General features: G+C 68.1%; 6 protein-coding genes. 4 read left to right on the top strand and 2 right to left on the bottom strand.

Annotation, left to right across the window (positions count from 1 at the left end; translation table 11 throughout):
- The first annotated feature begins 20 nt into the window (after positions 1-20).
- From lpxK to adk, 4 genes are all read left to right on the top strand, one after another.
- The gene (gene lpxK / locus KIT86_RS24595; RefSeq protein ID WP_297403296.1) at positions 21-1091 is read left to right on the top strand and encodes a tetraacyldisaccharide 4'-kinase; all 1071 of its coding nucleotides are present in this window, start codon (positions 21-23) and stop codon (positions 1089-1091) included.
- Positions 1092-1126: 35 nt separating this feature from the next.
- Positions 1127-1333: a Trm112 family protein gene (locus tag KIT86_RS24590; RefSeq protein ID WP_297403294.1), complete on the top strand. Its 207-nt coding sequence runs from the start codon at positions 1127-1129 to the stop codon at positions 1331-1333.
- Positions 1330-2115, top strand: coding sequence for a 3-deoxy-manno-octulosonate cytidylyltransferase (gene kdsB, locus KIT86_RS24585; RefSeq protein WP_297403292.1), 786 nt, complete (start codon positions 1330-1332; stop codon positions 2113-2115). Before KIT86_RS24590 ends, kdsB begins: the two co-directional genes overlap by 4 nt.
- A gap of 156 nt (positions 2116-2271) precedes the next feature.
- Positions 2272-2928: an adenylate kinase gene (gene adk / locus KIT86_RS24580; RefSeq protein WP_297403290.1), complete on the top strand. Its 657-nt coding sequence runs from the start codon at positions 2272-2274 to the stop codon at positions 2926-2928.
- A 61-nt stretch (positions 2929-2989) separates the two neighbouring features.
- Here adk and KIT86_RS24575 read toward each other — a convergent pair whose 3' ends face one another.
- Together KIT86_RS24575 and KIT86_RS24570 are read right to left on the bottom strand one after the other, a co-directional pair.
- Complete coding sequence (locus KIT86_RS24575) at positions 2990-3469, bottom strand: DUF6152 family protein (RefSeq protein ID WP_297403288.1); 480 nt, start codon at positions 3467-3469, stop codon at positions 2990-2992.
- Between the two features lie 15 nt (positions 3470-3484).
- On the bottom strand, positions 3485-3904 hold the full coding sequence (locus KIT86_RS24570) for a hypothetical protein (RefSeq protein ID WP_297403286.1): 420 nt from the start codon (positions 3902-3904) through the stop codon (positions 3485-3487).
- Between the last annotated feature and the right edge of the window lie 38 nt (positions 3905-3942).

The raw sequence follows: 3942 nt of genomic DNA, 5'->3' as shown, positions 1-3942 counted from the left end.
TCGCGGCACGGGTGCCCGCCATGAGGCAGGCCCAGGGGCAGACGCGGGAAGCCGCCTGGCTGCGGCTCGCACAGCGGCGCGGCCCGCTGTCTTGCTTGCTCTGGCCCGTCTCCCTGCTCTACCGTGGGGTCGTCGCGTTGCGCAGGTGGCTGTATGCCCATGGGCTGCTGACCGTGCACAGGATGGATGTGCCAGTCGTGGTGGTCGGCAACGTCGTGGTCGGCGGCGCGGGAAAGACGCCCTGCACGATCGCCCTGGTCAACCACCTTCTGACACAGGGCTGGCACCCTGGTGTGGTCTCGCGAGGCCATGGCCGGCATGCCCGTGGCGTCACCCACGTGCGGGCCGACACGCCGGCCAGCGAAGCGGGAGACGAACCGCTCCTGATCCACCGCCGCACGGGCGTGCCCGTCTGCGTGGCGGCTCGTCGCGTTGATGCCGCGCGAGCGCTGCGCGCCGCCCACCCCGACGTGGATGTGCTGGTTTGCGACGACGGGCTGCAGCACTTGGCATTGGGGCGCCAACTCGCCATTGTGGTGTTCGACGACCGGGGCGCGGGCAATGGCTGGCTGCTCCCCGCAGGCCTGCTGCGGGAACCCTGGCCCCCCAGGCCCGGGGCGCCTTTCAGCCCCGATCTCCTGCTGACGCAGGGCCGGTCGGGCTTGCCTGCCACCGCAGTGGCGACGCTCCAGGGCATGCCCGCGTTCCATGCGGCGCGGCGGCTGGCCACCCACGCCGTGGGTGTCGGGGGCCAGCGCGTGGAACTGTCGCAGTTGAAGGGCCGGCCGCTGACCGCGGTCGCCGGCATCGCCCGGCCCGAGGTGTTTTTCGACATGCTGCGCGAGGCGGGCCTTAGCCTGGACCAGCAGGTGACCTTGCCGGACCATGCCGACCCGGCCGCTTACGCCCGGGTGGTGCAAGGCGCGCAACATCCCCTGATCTGCACCGAGAAGGACGGCACCAAGCTGTTCACCGTATTGCCGGCGGACGGCTCGGTTCAAGCCTGGGCAGTCCCACTCGAACTCGCACCCGACCCGGCCTTTCTTGCTGCGGTGGATGCCCGACTGGCAGCCGAGCGCACCATCCCCTGAAACCCGGATCCAACTGGCGCGACTATCATTCCGCCATGGACACCAAACTGCTCGAACTGCTGGTCTGCCCGGTTACCAAGGGCCCTCTGATCTTCGACCGCGACAAGCAGGAACTGCTGTCGCGCAGCGCTCGCCTGGCCTACCCGGTGCGCGATGGCATTCCCATCCTGCTCGAGCACGAGGCCCGCCCCATCAGCGAAGAGGAAGCGGCGCGCCCGTCGGCCCCTGCCCCGCTCGCATGAGCCCGCCTCGCCCGGCGGCCGACTTCACCGTCCTCATTCCCGCCCGGCTGGCGTCCACACGCTTGCCCGACAAGCCCCTGGCCGACCTTGCGGGCGTGCCCATGGTCGTGCGGGTGGCGCAGCGCGCGATGCACAGCGGCGCAGCGCGTTGCGTGGTGGCGGCCGATGACCCCCGCATCGTTGAGGCCTGCAGCCTCCACGGCGTGCAGGCATTGCTCACTCGAACCGACCACCCCAGCGGCAGCGACCGCCTGGCCGAAGCCTGCGCCCTGCTCGGCTTGGCCGACGATGCGCTGGTCGTCAATGTGCAAGGCGATGAGCCGCTGATCGAACCCTCGCTCATTGACGCTGTGGCAGCCGAACTCCGGCGCCGCGACGACTGCGTGATGAGCACGGCCGCTCACGCGATTGACAACACAGCCGACTTCCTGAATCCCAACGTGGTCAAAGTGGTGCTCGACCGCGCCGGCACCGCGCTGTACTTCAGCCGCGCACCCATCGCCTGGTGGCGCGACGGCATGGCGCCCGGCCAGCCCATGCGCGCGCTGTCGAGCCCGGCACCGCTGCGCCACGTCGGAATCTACGCCTATCGCGCCGGCTTCCTGCGCCAGTTTCCGCGGTTGGAGGCCTCGCCACTGGAAGCCATCGAATCGCTGGAACAGCTGCGCGTGCTCTGGCACGGCCACCGCATCGCGGTGCACCTGACGACCCACGCGCCAGGCCCTGGCGTGGACACACCGCAAGACCTGCAGCGGGTGCGCGAGCTGCTTGCCAAGGCGTGATCAGGCGGCTTTGGGCGGCACTGGCGGGGCCGGTTTTCTGTCAGCCAGAGCGAAGGGTGCCCGTGCTATCCTCGGCCGGTTGCCCCGGCTCCCACGCCCAGGGCGGCCGCTCGAGACAAGCGGCCACGCCATTGAAACTCTGAAAAAAGGAAAGCGATGAGACTGATTCTGTTGGGCGCCCCGGGTGCCGGCAAAGGAACGCAAGCCACGTTCATTTGCCAAAAATACGGCATCCCCCAGATCTCCACCGGCGACATGCTGCGGGCTGCGGTAAAGGCAGGTACGCCCCTGGGACTGCAGGCCAAGGCCGTGATGGAATCAGGTGGTCTGGTCAGCGACGACCTCATCATCAACCTGGTCAAGGAACGCATTGCCCAGTCCGACTGCGCCAACGGGTTTCTGTTCGACGGTTTTCCGCGCACCATCCCGCAAGCCGACGCCATGAAGTCCGCCGGTGTGAAGCTGGACTACGTGCTCGAAATCGACGTGCCCTTCGACGCCATCATCGAACGCATGAGCGGCCGCCGCTCGCACCCTGCCTCGGGCCGCACCTACCACGTCAAGTTCAACCCCCCCAAGGTGGAAGGCAAGGACGACGTGACTGGCGAGCCGCTGATCCAGCGCGAAGACGACAAGGAAGAGACCGTGAAGAAGCGGCTGGAGGTCTACAGCGCACAAACCCGTCCGCTCGTGGACTACTACAGCAGCTGGGCCCGCACGGACGCAGCCGCCGCGCCCAAGTACCGCGCCATCAGCGGCATGGGCTCGGTCGAAGACATCACGGCACGCGCCTTCGAGGCGCTCTCGAAGTAAGCCACCCGCGCTTTTCCGCGCAGAACACCCGGCCACGTGCCGGGTGTTCTGCTTTCTGGGCTCAGGTCGGGCTGGAGCGCAGGCCGTAGGCCTTGCCGTCCAGAAAGACGTACTCGGCTCGCAGGATCGCGGCCCCCTTTTCATCCTTGAAGGTGAAGCCGACCGCGGACAGCGCCGCCCCGAGCCTGACCTCGGGCATCTGCCACTGTCCCAGGCGAAACAGCGGCGCGAGCTCGACCTCCCAACGCCGATCGCGACGCGTGGGCAAGACGGTGTTGGCCAGCAACCCGGGTCCGTCGACGCCTGCCGTCTGCGCGGGCACGGGACGACGGGCCAGGTCCACGGGCAAGCGCAAGGTCTCGGGCAGTTCCAGCACCAGCTCTGCGTGCGGATTGCGCCACTTCACCTCGACCACCCGCCCTTCGAGGTAAATCGGCCGCTCCTGGTCAAAGCTGCTCCAGCCGTGGTGGGCCAGCGCCCCACCCGCCCAACCGCCCAGGCCCAGCCAGGCACCGGTCTGAATCACATTACGTCGCCGCATGGCATCTCCTTCACATCACACGTAGCCGATCCAACGGCCGCAGGTGAGCACCAGCAGCCACAAGGCCGACGACAGCAGCATCAAGAGGCGCGCCGCGCGGTCCTGGCGCTGCAGCGATCGGCGGGCGTGGAACCAGCCGGCGTTGCAACCCGCCAGCATGATCAACACCATCTTGGCTGTGAACACCCGATTGGCCAGCAGTTCCCCAGCCTGCGTACCGAACATCAGCAGGCCCGAAACCACCGCCAGCCCGAAGCCCGCCGCCACCAGGCCAAGGCTCAGCTTCGCCAAAGGCTCCACGGGCAGGCTCCGCCCCCATCCGAACAGCCTCAGTTCCAGCAATGTCAGGTTGCCAAGCAACAGCGCCACCCCCAGCAGATGAGCCACCTCCAGCATGGGATAGGCCCAGGCGTGGGCACCAAGCGCAGCGAACATCGCTTCAATCCATCAGCAGGTCCAGCGCCAGTGCCAAC

This window comes from Hydrogenophaga sp., from assembly GCF_026125825.1.
GTDB lineage: Bacteria > Pseudomonadota > Gammaproteobacteria > Burkholderiales > Burkholderiaceae_C > Hydrogenophaga.
This window is presented reverse-complemented; position numbering and strand designations above follow the sequence as displayed.